Below are 16,649 nucleotides of genomic sequence, written 5' to 3'. Positions count from 1 at the left end.
GACACAGAAATGACACGCCCCATCCCCGCCACGCACAGCCAGCTCGACCAGCTGCTCACCGGACTGGTGGACCGGGTCGCCGAGGTGAACCACGCCGTCGTGCTCTCCGACGACGGCCTGGTCGTCAGCAGGTCCACGGCGTTCCTGCGCGACGATGCCGAGCGGCTGGCGGCGACCGCCTCCGGACTGGTGAGTCTCAGCAAGGGCGTCAGCATGGACTTCCGCGGTGGCCCCGTACGCCAGGCGCTCATCGAGATGCGCAACGGCTACCTGATCATCACCGCCGCCGGAACCGGCGCCCATCTCGCCGTGCTCACCCACCAGGGCGCGGACGTCGGCGTGGTGGCGTACCAGATGAACCTGCTCGTGAAGAAGATCGGCGAGCACCTGAGTGCGGCGCCGCGGGGCACGGTCGCCGCCGACCGCGGCGAGTGAGGTGAGCGGAGGCGAGGCGGCGGGTCGTCTCGTACGGCCGTTCGCGCTGACCGGCGGCAGGACCCGGCCCGACCGCAGTGACTTCTCCCTCATCACGACGGTGTCCGCGGTGGACCCACCGCCCGCCTGGGCTGCCCGGACACAGCCCGAGCACGCCCGGATCGTGCGGTTGTGCGCGAAGCCGGTCGCCGTCGCGGAGCTGGCGGCCCACCTCGACCTGCCGGTGAGCGTGGTCTCCATCATGCTGTGCGATCTGCTGGCGGCGGGCCGAATCACCGTTCATGCGCCGCGTCCTGTCTCCGGGACACCAGACATGGACCTGCTGCAGAAAGTGAGGGACGGCCTTGGCCGGCTCTGACGCACCAGTCAACGGGACTGAAGTCCAAGGGAATTCGGCCCAAAGGGCCCAGGCCCAGGGAAACTCGGCACCCGACACGGTCAAGATCCTGATCGCCGGCGGCTTCGGAGTCGGGAAGACCACCATGGTCGGATCGGTCAGCGAGATCGTCCCGCTGCGCACCGAGGAACGGCTGACCTCCGCGAGCCTGGGCGTCGACGACCTCCAGGGCCTCGACGGGAAGAAGGCCACCACCGTGGCGCTGGACTTCGGCCGGATCACGATGGGCCAGGACCTGGTGCTGTATCTCTTCGGTACGCCCGGACAGCAGCGGTTCTGGTTCATGTGGAACGACCTCGCGATCGGCGCGCTGGGGGCCGTGGTCCTCCTCGACGTACGCAGACCCGAGTCCAGCTTCGCCGCGATCGACTTCTTCGAGCGGCGGGGCATCCCGTTCGTCGTAGGCGTCAACGGCTTCCACGGGCAGCATCCGTACACGCCCGAGGAGATCCGGGAGTCCCTGGCGCTCCCCGAGGGCACCAAGGTGCTGCTCTGCGACGCACGCGAGCGCGAGTCGTCCCGGGACGTCCTGATCGCTCTGCTGGACCAGTTGATCGCCGCTTCGGCGAAGTCCTCGGCGTCGTAAGAGGAGCCCTAGGAGACAAGTCACAGGGAGACAAAGGCCACAGAGAGGCGTTCTTGCTGCGGAAACAGGGCATCATCCTCGGCACCGTCGCCCGCCCGCTGGCGCCTCTTCGGCTCCAGGACACCATGCCGTCACACCGGGAGGGAACGGTTCCCGCTGTCCCCCTTTGCCACGCCTTGTATCCGTCACGCCCGCCCCCCACGGGCGTGCCGCGAAAGGACGACGTGCGCTGTGTCCTTGCTCCCGCTCGACAAACTCCCCGGGCCGCTCCCCGCCACCACCACCCTCGGCCCCCTCCGCTCCCCCTCCCGTACCCGCCACGCCCTTCGGGCACTGAGTCTGCTCCCGCTCCTTCTGGTCGCGGCCTGGGCGGCTCTCGACTGGCGCACCGTGTACGACGGCGCCGCCCAACTGGCGTCCGCCGACCCCTGGTGGCTGCTGTCCGCTTTCTTCTTCATGTGCATGGGCTGGGTGGCAGCCGCGTGTGTCCGGCAGGGCGCCCTGCCGGAACGGCTCCCACCGGGGCTGCTGCTCGCCTCCCAGGTCGCCGCCGGCACCGCGAACCATGTGCTCCCGGCGAGCATCGGCGCCCACGCCGTCACGCTCCGCTTCCTCCAGCGCCAGGGCATATCCCTCACCAGGGGCACCGCCTCACTCGCGCTGTACTCGCTGGTCAAACCCCTGGCGAAGACGCTGATACTCCTCGTCTTCCTGGTGTTCTTCCCGGGCGTGCTGGGGCTGGATGAACTCGTCCCGGACGAACGAACGATGCACCTGATCACCGGAGGCGTGGCGATCGGTCTGGCCGTGGCCGCGCTGCTTCTGACGTTCGTACGTCCGCTGCGGCGCCCGATCCTCAAGTTCGTACGCACCGCCCTGACCGACGCACGGATCCTGCACACCCGGCCCAGCCGCATCCTCGCGCTCTGGGGCGGAGCCGCCGCCACCCCGCTGCTCCAAGCCGGCGTGATCGCCTCGGTCGGCTTCGCACTGGGCCTACCGCTGACCTGGGCACAGGTGACCTTCGCGCTTCTCGTGGCCAGCACGGCGGTCGGAGCCGTACCCGCGCCGGGCGGCATCGGCCCCATCGACGCGGCACTGGTGTTCACCATGGTCCTCTTCGGCGCCCCCATGAGCCTGGCCACGGCAACGATCATCGGCTACCGGGTCCTGACGATCTGGGTGCCGCTGCTGCCGGGGATGCTCGTGCTCTCGTGGCTGGTGCAGCGCAGGGTCTTGTGACCCGGGCCGACACTCGGGGGCAACCAGGCTTCCCGTAGGACGACATGTCGAGGGCGACGATTCCGGTTTTGGTCCCGAGGTACAGGTGCTGGCCGTACACGGGGTGAGCGCCGTCCGCGGGGCGGTGGGTCGGCACGGTGTCCCGCGACGTACACCTGACGGACACCAGGGTCTGCAGGACCGGGTTGCTGTAGTGCTCGTACAGGTGGTCCAACCGCTTGAGGCGGGGCATGATCCTCCACCGGCGCGGCGTGCCGTCCACCGACCCTGACGCGGCGCCCGTGCACATGTGAGACTCGGCCGGACGGCAAACCCACCCGACCGAAAAGTGACGCCAATCATGACCGACCTTCCCGAATCAACGCTGGTGGTCACCGGAGCAACGGGACGCCTGGGTGGGCGCGTCGCCCGCCGCCTGGCCGAGCGCGGCATGGCGCAGCGGTTGCTGGTGCGTAACCCCGAGCGGGCGCCCGAACTGCCCGGCGCCACGGCGATCGGCGGCAGTTACCACGACCATGACGCCGTGGTCCGCGGCCTGAGCGGGGCGAAGACCGTGTTCATGGTGTCCGCTTCCGAGAGCGCCGACCGGCTCGACCAGCACAGGGCTTTCGTGGACGCCGCGGCAGAGGCGGGCGTCGGGCACCTCGTCTACGTGTCCTTCTTCGGCGCCGCGCCCGACGCCGTGTTCACGCTGGCCCGTGACCACTTCCACACCGAGGAGCACATCCGGGCCAGCGGGATGGCGTACACCTTCCTGCGCGACAATCTGTACGCCGAGTTCGTCCCCGACCTGGCTGGTGAGGACGGTGTCATCCGCGGTCCGGCCGGGCAGGGACGTGCGGCCTTCGTATCCCACGACGACATCGCCGACGCCGCCGCCGCGGTCCTTGCCCGGCCGGCCGGGCACGCCGGAGCCGTCTACGACCTGACCGGCCCCGAGTCCCTGACGCTGGACGAGGCGGCGGAGATCGTGTCGGAGGTGCTCGGCCGCACCGTCACGTACCACCCCGAGACGGTCGAGGAGGCATACGCCTCCCGCGCCTCCTACGGTGCCCCGCAGTGGCAGCTCGACGCTTGGGTGTCCACCTACACGGCCATCGCGGCCGGCCGGCTCGACGGCGTCAGCGACGCAGTCCCCCGCCTCACCGGACACCCCGCCACCCCCCTCGCCGACGTCATCCGCGCCGCCCGGGGAGGGGCCGACAGGTGATCAGTACTCCAGCTCGGGGCGCAGGCGCAGCGGGCCGCCGACCGCGTGGAGGTGCTGCAGCACTTGGGCGTAGGACTGGAAGAGCCCGGTCTCGTGGTAGGCGATGTCGTGCCGGGCGCAGAACGTGCGCACGAGTTCTTGGGCATGGCGCAGGCTGGGCCGCGGCATGGAGGGGAACAGGTGGTGTTCGATCTGGTAGTTCAGCCCGCCGAGCACGAAGTCGGTGAGCCGTCGGCCGCGGATGTTGCGTGAGGTCAGTACCTGTCGACGAAGGAAATCGATCTTGTCGTCCTTGGCGAACATCGGCATGCCCTTGTGGTTGGGGGCGAACGAGCATCCCATGTACAGCCCGAACAACCCTTGGTGCACGGCGACGAAGCACACGGCCTGCAGGGGAGGCAGCACCCAGAACACGGCGCCGAAGTAGCCGCCGAGATGCGCCGTCAGCAGGCCCGCCTCAGCCACCTTCGTCCTCCGCGAAGTACGGGCACCGGTGCGCTCGAGCAGCGCCCGCACGCCGGCGACGTGCAGGGCGAGTCCCTCCAGAAGCAGCATCGGAAAGAACAGCCAGGCCTGGTGGCGGGCCAGCCAGGCGTACGCTCCGCTGCGGACGCGGGCGTGGTCCTGAGTGAAGGCGATCGCACCGTCGGCGATGTCCGGGTCGCGGTCGATGTGGTTGGGGTGGGAGTGGTGCCGGTTGTGCTTGGAGATCCACCAGCCGTAGCTGAGACCGATCAGCAGGTCGGCGTGCACGCGGCCGAGCAGGTTGTTGACGCGCTTGGAGCCGGAGATCTGGTGATGGCCGGCATCGTGCCCGATGAACCCGGTCTGGGTGAACATCACCGCGAGGAAGGCGGCGGTCACCATCTGCCACCACGACGGTCCGATCAGCGCGAACGCGGTCCATCCGGCGGCCAGCAGAAGCAGGTTCCCCCCGATCTTGACGGAGTAGTAGCCGGGTCGCCTCTTCAGCAGCCCGCTCCGCTTCACCTCTCGGGACAGAACGGCGTAGTCGCTGCCCCGGCTGCCGGGCGGCGGTTCGGTCGTCGCGGCGTAGTCCGCCGGATCAGTGCTCCGGGCGCTGATGTCAGTGGCCACAGGGTTCCTTTCGGGGTGCACGGGCGCTGCCTGCCCGGCATGGGGAGGGATGCCGGACGCGGCACCGTATGGAGGCAGCACGAAACAGGCCCGCGGCGCGGGCCTGCCTCGGAATGGGGTTCGACGGGGTGTCCTCAGAGCGCGCGGACCTGGTCGGCCTGCATGCCCTTGGGGCCCTGGCCGGCGGTGAACTCCACCCGCTGGTTCTCCTCCAGAGAGCGGAAACCACCCGTGTCGATCGCCGAGTGGTGGACGAAGATGTCGGCGCCGCCCTCATCGGGGGCGATGAAGCCGAATCCCTTGTCCGGGTTGAACCACTTCACGGTTCCTTGAGCCATGTGATGTCTCCTCCGAGATGGCGAAAAGTGCGGGAAACGCGCGCTCGCACGATCCCGGGCTGCTGGTCGCCAGCCGTCGAAGAAAACCCCCCAAAAACGACAAAGCGCCCGCTGTCAGAACTCCGCGGGCGCTTCCACGTTCGCAAACTTCAACTACAACCACTGCCTACAACGTCCGGAGGGCCGGGAACGTTCCCGGCCCTCCGGCCACTGGGCTCGAGCCTGCCCGCTCAGCGGGTTTCCGGGAGGGACGGGCTGATGCGTGGACCGGCGCGAAAAGATGCCGTCGGCTGCCGGCCTCACTCAGGCCGTCGGTCCTCCGGTGTCGCCGGCGGCTCGGTGGGCGCCGGCGCCGGCGGACGGAAGAGGACGGCCCGGGCCACGGGCGGGGCGAACAGGGTGGCGACGGGCGCGGAGAGGGTCAGTACGGAGCGGAAGGCGCGCCCCACGACGGGGTCGCCGGGGTAGCGCTCCTGGACTCGCCGCAGGTACCAGTCGGCGACGCGGTCCGCGGGCTCGCCGGCAACCGCGGTGCCGACCGCACCCGGCATCTTGCGGTCTGCCCCGGCGGAGATGTCCCATGCCTGCCGGGACGCCGCCAGGAGAGCCCGCTGCACACGCCGCGTCGTGGGGGTCCGGCGCTGATCGGCCAGTGCGTCGCGCAGGGCGACCGCGCTCATCGCGGCGACGGCCATGCCCTGCCCGTAGATCGGGTTGAAGGTGCACAGGGCGTCGCCGGTGGCGAGGAACCCGGCCGGGCGACGGCCGGGCAGGTCGTAGCGGCGGCGGATGTTCGCGGTCCGCCGGTAGCCGAACGCCGGCGAGAGCGGTTCGGCCTCGTCCAGCCACCGGTGCAGGAGCGGATGCGGCAGCCTCTTGGTGTACGTCACGAACTCGTCGTCGTCCGTGGGCGGTTCGTCGCCGCGCAGCCCTGAGACGATCACCAGATGGGTGCCGTCTTCCAGGGGCAGCGCACCGCCGCCGTGGACCTCGGTGGGGCTGGGGTAGACGTAGTAGCCGAGGGTGTCGCCGTCCAGGACGCCGCTCTTGCCGCGGTAGATGCGGGAGGCGTACGCGAGCCCCGTCTCGATGGTCTCCTCGTGCGGGGCCTCGGCCCCGATCGCCGTGAACCACTGCGGGACCTTCGTGCCGCCGCCGGAGGCGTCGACGACCAGGTCGGCCTCGAGGGCCCGCTGCTTGTCGCGGTCGTCGCCGGAGCGGTCCCGCAGCAGCACACCCCGCACGCGCGAGGCGTCACCGAGGAGCCCGACGACATCCGTCCCCTCCACCGCGCTGATCACCGGGTTGGCGAGGACGCGCCGCCGCACCAGTTCCTCGAGCTGCGCGCGGGAACCGGTGTAGATGTGCGTCGTCGCGGGCAGCCGCCGGAGCCAGCGCCCGTCCTGCCGCTGCACCATGTCCGAGGGCATGCCCACGCGCGGCGCCCCCGCCGCCAGCAGCTCCGCCAGGAAGCCCGGCAGCAGCGACTCCAGGGCCACCTGCCCGCCCTCCAGCAGGACATGCGGATGGCGGCCCTGCGGTACGCCGGGCCGCGGCTTCGTGCCGTCCGGGAACCGGTCGCGCTCGACGACGGTCACCCGCTCGGCGTGCCCGGCCAGGACATGCGCCGCGAGCAGCCCCGCGAGGCTCCCGCCCACGACGACCGCATGCCGCCCGCCCCGGCCACCGCCCACACCCCAACGGCCCGTTTCTTGGGCAGAGTTCACCGATCCGCTCCCCTGGTCGCCACGTCGTGAGAAGGCACCAGTATCCCGCTCCGCAAAGAGGGGTTGGCCGCGTTCCGGCCCTTCTGCGCGTCCCGAACACACCCGCCCCGGATCACTCCCCCGGCCCCGCCGTCAGGGCGCGTTGCCGCTCAGGATGTCCACAGGCCACCCGGTTCGCTCCGCGAGGAAGGCGCATGGCCCAGTTCGGCGAACGGAAGGCCGCGATCACGGACGCGGTGTGGGCCGCGGCACACCGCTGCGCGTGCGCCGCTGAGCGTCCGGGCAAACCCGCCGGCTCCACCACAGGAACCGCCTAATATCACCTGTGATGCAGAGCCGGAGACAGCACACGGCCCGCGGAACGCGGTGGACTACGCGGGTCGCGGCGTTCTGCCCTGCCATGGCCGTGCTGCTCGCAGCGCTGGCGTTCTGCCTGGGGGTCACCGCCCACGGCCAGAGCGCCCCGGCCACCGCCTCCATGACCACCGTGTCCTCCGCTGCCGTCCCGGCGGGCACACCGGCAGGACACCACGGGACGACAGCCGCGCACTCATCCGACTGCCTGCCCGGCGATGCGTGCTGCCGCCTGGCCGCCGAGGGTCTGCGAGCCGTGCTCGCCACTCCCGCCCAGCCCCTCCCAGCGGTCCTGTCCCGTATGCCGGGCCTTCCCCTGCTGCCGGACACTGCCTCACGCTCCCCGGGAGCCGCGCCGGCCTGTCAGGCTCCCGACCTCCACGTCCTCCAGGTGCAACGGACCTAGACGGATGCCCGGCGCCGTGCGCGCTCGCGCACAAGCAGCCGACTTCCGCCCATCGACCCCCACATCTGCACCCACCGCCGCGCGACGACACCGCGCGGCGGGGACGAGGAACACACAGCCATGAGCAAGACGAGCAAGAAGGCGGCCGCCGAGGCGCGGCGGGCCAAGATAGAGGAGATGCGCCGCGCCGAGCGGGCCCGCGAGCGCCGCAACCGCATCATCACCATCACACTCAGCACGGTCATCGTCGCCGGGCTGGTCGGCTGGGGCGGGTACGCCCTCAACAGCGCCAACGAGAAGGACGAGCAACAGGCCGCCGCGGCGAAGAAGCCCGTACGCGGCGAGAAGACCTGGGACAAGAAGAAGCTCGGCCAGAACCACGTCCAGGGCACCGTCGACTACCCGATGAACCCGCCCGTCGGAGGCGACCACAACCAGGCGTGGATGACCTGCGACGGCACCGTCTACACCAAGCCCATCACCAACGAGAACGCCGTCCACTCGCTCGAACACGGCGCTGTCTGGATCACGTACAGCGACAAGACCGCCGACGCCGACGTCAAGGCACTGAGCGACAAGGTCTCGAGCACCCCGTACACGCTGATGAGCCCGAGCGACGACCAGTCCGGCACCATCATGCTGTCCGCCTGGGGCACGCAGCTCAGCGTGGACAAGGCCGCCGATCCCAGGGTCGAGCAGTTCTTGTCCAAGTACGTCCAGGGCTCGCAGACCCCCGAACCCGGCGCCGCCTGCACAGGAGGCCTCACCGTCTGATGAGCGATCCCATGGGCCGTCGCCGCGGCGGCGGCCCTTGTCGCCCCTGGTCTGGTGCTCTGGCCGGTGGCCGCACCCGGCGACGATCGCGCCTGCGCCGAGCAGTGCGAGGTGTCCCAGGAGCGGCAACTGGCGCAGGGGATGGCCGAGGGCCAGCAGTCTGAGATGAGGCTCATGGCCGAAATGCTCAAGGAGCGCGGCTCGGCGCCTCGCTGATGACGCCGTCCGTAAGGGCCGGTGGCCGGGGCGAGCGTCCCGGCCACCGGGGCACTCCGTCAGCCGGCCCGGCGGCTCCCGCGTGCTACGAACCGGAAGACGGCTGAGGCGGGAAGTGCGCCGCCGGGTTCGGCGATCGTCACCGACGGTCCCTCAGTCGCAGGTGACCTCGTCGCGGGGCACATACCGCGTCTTGAAGGTCTCCCGCTTGACCTCCTTGCCGCTGTCCTTGAAGACCCGGTCGACCGCGACGTCGAAGCCTTCGAGCGGGGTCTGCGGCACGCACTTCTCTCCGGAGCCCTCGCGGGTTTCGGGCTGCTTCACGTTGGTGCGCGGGCCCTTGGCCGCTTCCACGGTGTCGTACTTCTTGGTGCCGAGGAAGGTGACCGTGACAGAGGTGTCCGTCGCCTGCGCGTCGATGTAGATGGCGTTGCCCGAGTCGTTCCTGAACTTCAGGTCGAGGAGGCCCCAGGCCACCGTCGCCTCCCGGCCCTCCGGATAGCGCTCGATGTAGAAGGAGTGAGCTCCGTACTCCACCGGCTTCACGCCGGCGAAGAAGATGGCGTTGAAGACCGTGGTGGCGACCGTGGAGACGCCGCCTCCGGCCGCCTTCTCGTACTGGTTGTTGTTGATGATGATGCCTTCCACGAACCCGTTGGCCTCGGTCCGCTCGCCCACGGTGCCGTTCAGGCTCCAGGTCTCGCCGGGCAACACGACGGACCCGTCGATCAGTTCCGCGGCGCGGCCGATGTTCGTGACGCGGTAGGCCTCGGGCTCGAAGTTCTCCGTGAAGCTCGACACCCTCTCCTTGATGCCCAGGCGGCCGACGTTGTCGCGGGTCAGCTCGGGCTGCACCTCCTTGGTGGCCACTGCTCCGGTCCGGGCCGCGCCGGTCTTGGTCAGCAGCGGCAGTACGGCCTTCTTGAGCGCCTCGGACGTGACCTCCTGTCCGATCTTGCCGTCCGAGGCCACTGCCACTCGCCCGCCGTCCAGGCGCAGCTTGGCGTTGACCGCCTTGTCGGTGACCAGTGCGAGCGGACTCACCACCGCGGGATCGGCCAGGAGCCCCTTGCCGTCCAGTGCGAGGGTCAGCCGCTTCTCCCCGTCCGGCTTCATCGTGAGGTGCTTGCCGAGCGTCGCCGGGCTGATCTCGATGTCGCGGCCACCCGCGGTGAGTGTGACCGGGGCCGACATCGCCGGCGTGGCGAGTTCCTTCATCGCGCGGTTCACCTCGGCCGCGCCGACCTCCGGTTCGGTGGTGCGGACCGGCAGCCGCACCGGCTCCTTCCCCTGCCCGGGGACCGCCGACGCCAGGGCCTCGACCGCACCGTCCACGTCCAGGGCCCGCCCGGTGACCGGCCGCTTCGGCACCGGCTCGCCCGCCTGGAAGATGACGTCACCATCCCGCGCCTTCCGGTCGTAGGTCTTCGCCTTCTCGGCCAGTGACGCACGGGCTTTCGTCTCGTCCACGCGGATCACCGGTTCGACCTCGCGCTCACCACTCGTGAACAGGCGGCCGATCACGGTGAACGGGTCGGACCCCATTTGCGCGGCACGAGCGACGGTCTCCTCACTGTCCAACGAGATGCCGTCCACGCCGACGGTGCCGGCAGTGTCGCCGAGGCGCACCTTGACCGGCTCCGACCAGGCCCCGCCAAGGCCGCTGTCCAGCCTCTCCCGCGCCTGCGCGCGGCTCAGCCCTCCGATGTCGACGCCGCTCACCCGCGTGCCCTCGGGGACATCGTCACCAGAGGTCAGCAGACCCACCAGATACAGCCCGCCGAAGCCGACGCCCGCCACCCCCGCCACGAGCGCGACACGACGGCCTATTCGGCGACGACCGGCCGACGCGGCGTCGGCGGGTGGATCGAGAAGGGATGGGCGACTCACTGGTTCTCCTCGGCTGTGACTGTCGCGTGCGGGCAGGCCCCGCGCCGGGGGCCGCTCGCCGGGCGATGAAGAAGAGGTTTGCGGTGATTCCGAAGACTTCGGCACTGGTCCGGAGAGCCCGAGCGGCGGCAGTGCCGTTCCGTCTCTCCGCCGGGTCAGCCCCTCGGCTGGTCGCCACACCCTAACTCCCAACTCACTAAGCCAGTTAGTGGTAGGGGGGTAACGTCGGTCACTACTGCTGACGTCGTGAAGGGGGCAGACGGATGCGTCGCCCTTCGGCGTCTCGCCCGACTGCCCGCCCAGCCTCTCGGCGCCGGCTGCACACCCGCAGTGCAGCCGGCGCCGAGAGGCTGGGCGGCGGCGAAGCCGCAGCGGTGTCGGTTCCGGTGCCTGAACAGCAGGGGCGGACACCATGCGGCGCCCGCCCCTGGTCAGAGGACCTGCGGTGGGTCAGGCAGCGACGGGCTGCGGCTCGGGCTCGGGGGTCACCAGGCGGCCGGTGCGGTGCAGGCCGTACAGGGCGGCCGCGCAGGCGAGGCCGAGCGCGCACAGCGAGACCCACGGCAGCGCCGGCATCCCCGCCTCGCGGGCCGCGTCCAGCGCGGCACCGGTCAGCAGGTTGCCGAGCGTGATGCCGACCCCACAGATGGTGTTGTACAGCCCGTAGTGCGTGGCCACGAGACGGTCACCGGAGAGACGCACGATGGTGTCCATCTCGAAGGGGTACGCGATCATCGTGCCGACCGCGAGCAGCAGCGCGGCAAGCGTCGGGGGCACCGCCGCCAGCAGCCACAGCCCCACTCCTGACCTGGGTACGGGCACGGCGGTGGCCACCAGCAACGGCACGAACGCCAGCCCCATGATCGCCAGCCCTCGGGTCAGCGCCTGGCCGGGTTCGTACCGGGCCTTGCACCAGGCGGTCACCCTCGTCTGCCCGACGATGGTGCTCAGTCCGGAGACCGCGAAGAGCACCGCCACGGCGGCCGTGCCGAACTCGCCGTCACCGCCGAGCCTGCGCACCTCCAGCGGCAGGGACAGATACACCTGGAAGGTGAGGACGTACGAACCGATCATGGCGCCGGAGAAGAGCAGGAACGGCCGGTTGGCGAGGATGCCGCGCCACTGGGCGAGCACACTGTCCCGGCCCTTGCTCTCCTTGCCCTTGGTGTCCTCGGCCCGCCGGGCGGGCAGCGCGCGGATCTGCACGACGGACAGCAGCGCGAAGATCGCGGCCGACACCAGGCAGGTGATGCGGAAGTCCACCCCGGTCAGCACCATGCCCACGAGCGGGCCGAGCAGGATGCCGGCCTGGTAGAAGACGTTGAACAGCGCGAACGCCTCCACCCTGCGCTCCCCCGCGTCCGCGGCGAGATACGCCCGGACCGCCGGGTTGAACAGCGCTCCGGCGAGCCCGGTGGCCGCCGACGCGGCGATCAGCGCGGCCAGCGAGTCGACCAGGCCGAGCGTCGCGAAGCCGACCGTACGCAGCACGCATCCGGCCACGATCATCGGCTTGTAGCCGAGGCGGTCGGCGAGCGTTCCGCCGACGAGGAACATGCCCTGCTGGCTGAAGTTCCGTACGCCGAGGACGAGTCCGACGACCCAGCCGGCCAGTCCGAGGGTGCCGGACAGGTGGGCGGCCAGGTAGGGCATCAGCATGTAGAAGCCGAGGTTGATGGTGAACTGATTGACCATCAACAGCTGGACACTCCGGTCGTAGGAGCGCATCTGCGTGAGTGTCGCCTTCACCGCGAACCACCCGCCCCCGTAACCGTCTCCGAAACGGTCTCCGCCACCAGGGCAACCGGATCGGTGACCGCCGTGCAGCGGGCCCAGCGGGTGACTTCCTTCTCATCGGGACGGCCGACGACCTCCGGCTCGGGCGCCGGAGTCACGCCCAACAGCCCATGTTCGGCGCAGTATGCGTCGTCGTAGACCGTCTCCAGATAGCGCTGGGGCCCATCGGGGAAGATCGCCACGATACGGGTGCCCGGCGGGGTCGTACGCGCGACCCAGCCGGCCACCAGCGCGACCGCGCCGACACTCCAGCCACCGGTGGCGTAGTGGGAGGCGGCCAACTGCCTGCAGGCCCAGACGGATTCGCCCGGGGCCACCCAGTGCGCCTCGCTGAAGTTCTCGTACGCCACGTTGCGCGGGTAGATGCTGGAGCCGAGACCGCGCATCAGGCGGGGCCGGGCGGGCTGGCCGAAGATGGTCGAGCCCACAGTGTCCACGCCCACCACCCGCAGCTCGGGGTACAGCTGACGCAGGACACGTGAGGTCCCCGCGGAGTGGCCTCCTGTGCCGACGCTGCAGACGAGTACGTCGATGTGGCCCATCTGCGAGGCGAGTTCGAGGGCGAGCGGAGTGTAGGCGGCGACGTTGTCGGGGTTGTTGTACTGGTCGGGGCACCAGGCTCCGGGGTGTTCCGCCATGAGTTCGGCGACGCGGTCGCGGCGGGCCTGCTGCCAGCCTCCGGTCGGGTGCGGTTCGGGGACCATGTCGACGGTCGCGCCGTAGGCGGCGAGCAGCCGGTTCATCGACGGTTCGAGGCCGGGGTCGGTGACCAGGGTTACGGGGTGGCCGTAGACCATTCCGGCCAGGGCGAGGCCGAGGCCGAGGGTGCCGCTGGTCGACTCGATGATCGGGCGTCCCGGCCGCAAGTCGCCGCGTGCTCGGGCCCGTTCGACCATGTGCAGTGCCGGGCGGTCCTTGATGCCGCCGGGGTTGAAGCCCTCCAGCTTCGCCCAGAAGCCGCGGTCCGGCTCGGTGAACGGCTGGGAGATCCGCAGAACGGGGGTGTTGCCAACGAGCCCCTGGAGCGTGGGGCCGGCAGGGGTGGGGTCGCTCGTGGTCAGTGAGTGCATTTCGTTCGCTCTCGTATCGATACGGACGCGTGCGGATGCTCATCTCGCGCGACGGCCAAGGCACGCCGCGCGGCGGGGCGCCGAGGGCCGCCCCGCGGGGCGGCCTCTATATGCGCCACCTGCAGATGGCGGTGAGAGCGGACCGGCCACCACTCGGCAGCAGTCGTCGCACAGCGCCAGAGGGCTGTCGTACGGGAGTTGCTGTGGCGTCCGTCAGCGACAGCGCTGTGACGGCTGGCGGCGGCGGGACCCGAAGGGACGGCTGCGGGACGAAGGCCTGTCCGAGGCGGGGACCGTGGCAACGGTCGGGAGACTCGGACGCGTCGGGGTTCTCACCGTCGAAGCCCTCGGCGGGCGGAGGGGCTTCACTCGAGGCCGCCGCCGATCGAACGGGCGGCTCAGGCGCGTGGCGTTGATCGCCGAGGCACGCCGGCAGCATGAACAGCAGGGCGAACAGCGTGCTCCGTATGAGCAGGCTTCTCCGGAACGGACGTACCCGTAAAGCACGGGAACTGGAGAAGGCAGGGATGTGCGGCACAGGTCCTCCGCTGGGCGGTCACCGCCCGTACGGGAACACTCCCGGTCGGGGCAGGGATCAGTGGGGGGTGAGGGAGAGAGCCGTCGACCGTCCCCGCGCCACGCCGTGGGCACTGTGCGCGGGAGGCCGTACGTGATGTACCGGTCGCCGGGAGAAGGCATGACGCGGTCTTGGGCCGGGTCCAGGGATGCCGGGAAGGGGTCGACCGGTCCGGAAAGCGCCGACCTAGATACGAAGAACCGTGGAGTCCGCCGCTTGCGTTCTCGGAACCGCGAAGCCCCGTGCCGCGGCGGCATGGCGGGCGGGCGCGGAGCCGGGCCCCTCGTCGCCGCTCTCCGAGCTCAACGGAGACAGGCAGGGCACCGCCACATCGGGACCCTGCGAAGGCTGCCCCATCACACAGTCCGCATCGGCGTGCTGCTGTCCGTGGCCGTCGTGATGACCCTCCGGCTGCCCGCCCGTCGGCTGCGCCGACATAGCACTCGCGACGTCTACGTGTTCGACGGCGGACCCGGAATGAACGTCTGCCGCCGAGACGCCTTTTCCGGAGGCAAGGTGACTCACCGTGGCGTCAGGACTGGCGGCATGCGTATACAGCAGACCGAAGAGGAACAGGCCGAGCCCCACCACACGCCACAGAGCCGCTGATGAGCGGCTCCTTGGCATACGAGATGGAGACCAGGCCGTAATCATGCCGTGATCCTAACCCGACCGCGAGGACCCGGCATGCCGTCCCAGGAGAACAACGCGTGAACCCAGCCACATGACGGCGCCAAGGCCACCTGATAGGGCCAATTGCGCCGAATTTCTGGGGACTTCACAGTTCGCAAACGTCTTGTTCTGCCCTGCTCCACGGCCGCGGGGAACAGGGAACGGGGGGCCGGAAGGCAGCGTGCACCGCCCGGCACCCCCGCTCCTGTCGCCGCGTCAGCTCTTGTCGAGCATCTTGTTCATCTGCTCGATCTCGGCCGTCTGGGCCGTGATCACGGCGTCACCGAGCTTCATGGCGTCGCCGTACTTGCCGTCGGCCTTCTGATCCCCGGCCATCTCGACGGCTCCCTCGTGATGCTTGATCATCATCTCGAGGAACATCTTGTCGAACTCGGCGCCGGAGGACTTGTCCAGCTTGTCCATGTCCTCGGTGCTCATCATGCCGGGCATGCCGGACGACATGTCGTGACCCATGTCCGACATGTCCTCGGGGACCTCCTCGCCCCACGAGGTGAGCCAGCCTGACATCGTCTTGATCTCCGGGTCCTGGGCCCCCTTGATCTTCGCGGCGAGGTCCTTGACCTCCTGTGACGAGGCGCGGCTGTCGGCCAGTTCGGCCATGTCGACGGCCTGACGGTGGTGCTGGATCATCTCTTTGGCGAAGGAGACATCCTGGTCGTTGTGATCGCCGGCCTTGGCCGAGGCGGACGCGGACGGGCTGGAGTCGGAGTTCATCGACCCCATGTCGTGCCCGCCGTCGTCGCCACCACAGGCGGCCAGCACGAGAGCCGCCGCACCGGCGGTGACGGCGAGTGCGGTACGACGGACGAGCTTGCGCTGTGCAGTCATGGTTGAGCTCCTGCGTTCGGATCTGGTGAAGTGCATGCCGAGACGCGGCGCCGCCCTGTGTGGGCGTACGGCGACGCGTGGGGCGCTCTAGATCCGCAGGAGCTGGAGTTCGGAGAGTGAGGGCGGAGCGCGACCGCCGTCGGGATCGCTGCCGACCCGCGACGTTGGCACGTCCGCCGCACCGGCGCGGGCCACCGCGCCGGGCAGGAGCGCCGGTGCCACCGCGGGCCCCCCGGGTACGGAGGCCGAAGCGCAGGTCGGATCGGCATGGTCCGTGTGGCCCGAACAGCCGCCCTCACCGTGATCGCAAGCGCCGGGCATCGACACCATGACGTCCGTGTACGCGACCGACACCATCCGGTCGTGTCCCGAGGCGGGGGCGTTCCCGGGAACCGGCCCGAGTCCGTGCATGCCGAGCAGGCCCAGCAGCAGAGCGCATACGAGCAGCCCACAGGACCGCACCGTCGAGTGCGGTCGAGGGAGCTGCCGTAAGCGGGTCACGGGCACATCGTAGGCCGTTGAAAAACTGATCGGCCCGCCGCCTACTATGGGCTTACGTATTCGGTGGCGAGAGGAAGTCAGGGCGATGCGACGGCTGGGGGATCTCGAGGCAGAGATCATGGATCGTCTCTGGACATGGAACCGTCCGGCGACGGTGCGGGAGGTCGTCGACGACATCAACAAGGTCCGTCCCATCGCGTACACCACGGTGATGACCGTCACCAACATCCTGTACAACAAGGGCTGGCTGCTGCGGGGAAAGCAGGGTCGCGCCTGGTTGTACTCCCCGGTGCGCAGCCGCGAGGCGTACTCCGCCGCGCTCATGGAGGACGGTTTGGGAGAGAGCAAGGACCGCCCGGCCGCGCTGGTCCACTTCGTCGAGAACATGTCCGATGACGAGATGGCCGCCCTGCGCAAGGCCCTGCGGACCGTGGGACGACAGGACAAGGCCAAACCGTGAACGCGGCCCCGGCCCTGGTCGGCTACACGGCAGCGGTGGGGTTCCTCGCC

At 70.0% G+C, this 16,649-nt stretch carries 18 protein-coding genes; 10 read left to right on the top strand and 8 right to left on the bottom strand.

Annotation, left to right across the window (positions count from 1 at the left end):
• The first annotated feature begins 9 nt into the window (after positions 1-9).
• The 5 genes from ACFYO0_RS18485 (at position 10) to ACFYO0_RS18465 (ending at position 3,870) form a co-directional block, all read left to right on the top strand.
• Complete coding sequence (locus ACFYO0_RS18485) at positions 10-435, top strand: roadblock/LC7 domain-containing protein (RefSeq protein ID WP_033328462.1); 426 nt, start codon at positions 10-12, stop codon at positions 433-435.
• 1 nt (position 436) lies between these two features.
• On the top strand, positions 437-793 hold the full coding sequence (locus tag ACFYO0_RS18480; RefSeq protein WP_388676657.1) for a DUF742 domain-containing protein: 357 nt from the start codon (positions 437-439) through the stop codon (positions 791-793).
• Positions 780-1,418 carry an ATP/GTP-binding protein gene (locus tag ACFYO0_RS18475; RefSeq protein ID WP_388676654.1) on the top strand — a complete coding sequence of 213 codons (639 nt, stop codon included), beginning with the start codon at positions 780-782 and terminating at the stop codon, positions 1,416-1,418. The genes ACFYO0_RS18480 and ACFYO0_RS18475 overlap by 14 nt, the downstream gene beginning before the upstream one ends.
• Positions 1,419-1,649: 231 nt before the next feature.
• A complete protein-coding gene (locus ACFYO0_RS18470) occupies positions 1,650-2,660 on the top strand; it encodes a YbhN family protein (RefSeq protein ID WP_388676652.1) in 1,011 nt (336 codons plus the stop codon).
• A gap of 340 nt (positions 2,661-3,000) precedes the next feature.
• Positions 3,001-3,870 carry an SDR family oxidoreductase gene (locus ACFYO0_RS18465; RefSeq protein ID WP_388676650.1) on the top strand — a complete coding sequence of 290 codons (870 nt, stop codon included), beginning with the start codon at positions 3,001-3,003 and terminating at the stop codon, positions 3,868-3,870.
• Here the strand turns inward: ACFYO0_RS18465 and ACFYO0_RS18460 are convergent, their stop codons facing one another.
• From ACFYO0_RS18460 to ACFYO0_RS18450, 3 genes are all read right to left on the bottom strand, one after another.
• A complete protein-coding gene (locus tag ACFYO0_RS18460; protein ID WP_388676647.1) occupies positions 3,871-4,968 on the bottom strand; it encodes a fatty acid desaturase family protein in 1,098 nt (365 codons plus the stop codon). It lies immediately after the preceding gene.
• 134 nt (positions 4,969-5,102) lie between these two features.
• Positions 5,103-5,306, bottom strand: coding sequence for a cold-shock protein (locus ACFYO0_RS18455; RefSeq protein WP_388676644.1), 204 nt, complete (start codon positions 5,304-5,306; stop codon positions 5,103-5,105).
• A gap of 299 nt (positions 5,307-5,605) precedes the next feature.
• Positions 5,606-6,964: an FAD-dependent oxidoreductase gene (locus tag ACFYO0_RS18450; protein ID WP_388677585.1), complete on the bottom strand. Its 1,359-nt coding sequence runs from the start codon at positions 6,962-6,964 to the stop codon at positions 5,606-5,608.
• 263 nt (positions 6,965-7,227) lie between these two features.
• Between ACFYO0_RS18450 and ACFYO0_RS18445 the strand changes: the two genes are divergently transcribed.
• The 4 genes from ACFYO0_RS18445 (at position 7,228) to ACFYO0_RS18430 (ending at position 8,783) form a co-directional block, all read left to right on the top strand.
• Positions 7,228-7,350: a hypothetical protein gene (locus tag ACFYO0_RS18445; RefSeq protein ID WP_388676641.1), complete on the top strand. Its 123-nt coding sequence runs from the start codon at positions 7,228-7,230 to the stop codon at positions 7,348-7,350.
• A gap of 11 nt (positions 7,351-7,361) precedes the next feature.
• On the top strand, positions 7,362-7,793 hold the full coding sequence (locus ACFYO0_RS18440; RefSeq protein WP_388676638.1) for a hypothetical protein: 432 nt from the start codon (positions 7,362-7,364) through the stop codon (positions 7,791-7,793).
• Between the two features lie 120 nt (positions 7,794-7,913).
• Entirely contained in the window at positions 7,914-8,567 is a 654-nt protein-coding gene (locus ACFYO0_RS18435) for a DUF3105 domain-containing protein (RefSeq protein WP_388676635.1), read from the top strand.
• Between the two features lie 54 nt (positions 8,568-8,621).
• Positions 8,622-8,783 carry a hypothetical protein gene (locus ACFYO0_RS18430; RefSeq protein ID WP_388676632.1) on the top strand — a complete coding sequence of 54 codons (162 nt, stop codon included), beginning with the start codon at positions 8,622-8,624 and terminating at the stop codon, positions 8,781-8,783.
• A gap of 153 nt (positions 8,784-8,936) precedes the next feature.
• Here the strand turns inward: ACFYO0_RS18430 and ACFYO0_RS18425 are convergent, their stop codons facing one another.
• The 5 genes from ACFYO0_RS18425 to ACFYO0_RS18405 all read right to left on the bottom strand — a co-directional run bounded on the left by ACFYO0_RS18425 (position 8,937) and on the right by ACFYO0_RS18405 (position 16,139).
• Positions 8,937-10,613 carry a VanW family protein gene (locus ACFYO0_RS18425; protein ID WP_388677582.1) on the bottom strand — a complete coding sequence of 559 codons (1,677 nt, stop codon included), beginning with the start codon at positions 10,611-10,613 and terminating at the stop codon, positions 8,937-8,939.
• 510 nt (positions 10,614-11,123) lie between these two features.
• On the bottom strand, positions 11,124-12,401 hold the full coding sequence (locus tag ACFYO0_RS18420; protein ID WP_388676629.1) for an MFS transporter: 1,278 nt from the start codon (positions 12,399-12,401) through the stop codon (positions 11,124-11,126).
• Between the two features lie 17 nt (positions 12,402-12,418).
• Complete coding sequence (locus ACFYO0_RS18415) at positions 12,419-13,540, bottom strand: PLP-dependent cysteine synthase family protein (RefSeq protein WP_388676627.1); 1,122 nt, start codon at positions 13,538-13,540, stop codon at positions 12,419-12,421.
• Positions 13,541-15,005: 1,465 nt separating this feature from the next.
• Positions 15,006-15,638, bottom strand: coding sequence for a DUF305 domain-containing protein (locus ACFYO0_RS18410; protein ID WP_388676624.1), 633 nt, complete (start codon positions 15,636-15,638; stop codon positions 15,006-15,008).
• An 87-nt stretch (positions 15,639-15,725) separates the two neighbouring features.
• Positions 15,726-16,139, bottom strand: a complete 414-nt coding sequence (locus ACFYO0_RS18405; protein ID WP_388676622.1) for a DUF6153 family protein — start codon at positions 16,137-16,139, stop codon at positions 15,726-15,728.
• Positions 16,140-16,224: 85 nt separating this feature from the next.
• Between ACFYO0_RS18405 and ACFYO0_RS18400 the strand changes: the two genes are divergently transcribed.
• Positions 16,225-16,599 carry a BlaI/MecI/CopY family transcriptional regulator gene (locus ACFYO0_RS18400; protein WP_388676620.1) on the top strand — a complete coding sequence of 125 codons (375 nt, stop codon included), beginning with the start codon at positions 16,225-16,227 and terminating at the stop codon, positions 16,597-16,599.
• Positions 16,600-16,649: the final 50 nt, after the last annotated feature.

The sequence above is a fragment of the Streptomyces sp. NPDC006365 genome, from assembly GCF_042870755.1.
Lineage (GTDB): Bacteria > Actinomycetota > Actinomycetes > Streptomycetales > Streptomycetaceae > Streptomyces > Streptomyces xiangluensis.
Note: the sequence above shows the minus strand (reverse complement) of the source record. Positions and strands in the feature narration are given on the sequence as shown.

What these genes read in the sequence shown, in the direction of transcription:
- ACFYO0_RS18485 (WP_033328462.1), top strand. Translation starts at nt 10, where the DNA reads ATGACACGCCCCATCCCCGCCACGCACAGCCAGCTCGACCAGCTGCTC.
- ACFYO0_RS18465 (WP_388676650.1), top strand. Translation starts at nt 3,001, where the DNA reads ATGACCGACCTTCCCGAATCAACGCTGGTGGTCACCGGAGCAACGGGA.
- ACFYO0_RS18455 (WP_388676644.1), bottom strand. Translation starts at nt 5,306, where the DNA reads ATGGCTCAAGGAACCGTGAAGTGGTTCAACCCGGACAAGGGATTCGGC.
- ACFYO0_RS18445 (WP_388676641.1), top strand. Translation starts at nt 7,228, where the DNA reads ATGGCCCAGTTCGGCGAACGGAAGGCCGCGATCACGGACGCGGTGTGG.
- ACFYO0_RS18440 (WP_388676638.1), top strand. Translation starts at nt 7,362, where the DNA reads ATGCAGAGCCGGAGACAGCACACGGCCCGCGGAACGCGGTGGACTACG.
- ACFYO0_RS18435 (WP_388676635.1), top strand. Translation starts at nt 7,914, where the DNA reads ATGAGCAAGACGAGCAAGAAGGCGGCCGCCGAGGCGCGGCGGGCCAAG.
- ACFYO0_RS18420 (WP_388676629.1), bottom strand. Translation starts at nt 12,401, where the DNA reads ATGCGCTCCTACGACCGGAGTGTCCAGCTGTTGATGGTCAATCAGTTC.
- ACFYO0_RS18415 (WP_388676627.1), bottom strand. Translation starts at nt 13,540, where the DNA reads ATGCACTCACTGACCACGAGCGACCCCACCCCTGCCGGCCCCACGCTC.
- ACFYO0_RS18410 (WP_388676624.1), bottom strand. Translation starts at nt 15,638, where the DNA reads ATGACTGCACAGCGCAAGCTCGTCCGTCGTACCGCACTCGCCGTCACC.
- ACFYO0_RS18400 (WP_388676620.1), top strand. Translation starts at nt 16,225, where the DNA reads ATGCGACGGCTGGGGGATCTCGAGGCAGAGATCATGGATCGTCTCTGG.